Raw genomic sequence first — 839 nt, 5'->3', positions numbered from 1 at the left:
AGCCACAATCCCCATAGCACCGAAATCTGCCCGCGCTTTCCTCCTTGTCAGATTTATCGCCGCTGCAGCTCACGCTGACAGCAGCCACAAACCTTAGACAAAGTCGCCATTCACCGTTGCGCTCTGCCAAGTTGAAAGTGATTGCAAAACGTTTCCCTTTAGAAGCGCGATAAGATGACTCCTGCCACAACCAATATGGTGCCGACGGCACGGGGCAATGTCAGTTCTCTCACCGGTAGCCCGAACGCGCCCACGTAATCCAATAACAATGCCGCCACCATCTGCCCGAGGATCAGGGCGGAAATCATTGTTACGACACCCAGCAATGGCACGCCCCACAGCATTCCCCAAACGGAAAATGCCCCCAAAGCTCCTCCTAGGAACATCCACCAGTCCGCTTTGCCAAGTTTCGGGATTGACGTCAGCCCACCAGAGTAAAGCGCGATAAGAGCAAGGACCAAAAAACCGACCCCGAATGATACAACGGAAACCAGTATCGAGTTTCCTGTTACCCGCACCAGAGCGGCATTTACTGGTGCTTGCAGACTGGCAGCAGCTCCAGCACCGATCACAACAAGCAGTGCAATCCACAGACCCATGTTCATTCTTTCCGCCCTTTTTCTGAAATCAGTTTCCAGCAAGTTTGCGACAACAACTGCTGCTCACAAACACCGTTTTTGACAATCAAATATGAAAAAAATCGGAGCCGATGTACGGCGCATCAAATCAGCGACTGCTTCGGGCTGAGGCTGTGTGGAAACTCCGATTGTGGTATGCTTTTCGGCAAAGACCGGAGGCGGGCATGTCGGGGTATATTGAGGGGACGGATCGGGGGCAGA

1 protein-coding gene is annotated in these 839 nt (G+C 52.9%); it reads right to left on the bottom strand.

The annotated features are described in order from the left end of the window. Positions 1-158: 158 nt before the first annotated feature. Positions 159-641, bottom strand: a complete 483-nt coding sequence (locus AVO44_RS20520; RefSeq protein ID WP_233422050.1) for a DMT family transporter — start codon at positions 639-641, stop codon at positions 159-161. Positions 642-839: the final 198 nt, after the last annotated feature.

The organism is Ruegeria profundi, assembly GCF_001507545.1.
GTDB lineage: Bacteria > Pseudomonadota > Alphaproteobacteria > Rhodobacterales > Rhodobacteraceae > Ruegeria > Ruegeria profundi.
This window is presented reverse-complemented; position numbering and strand designations above follow the sequence as displayed.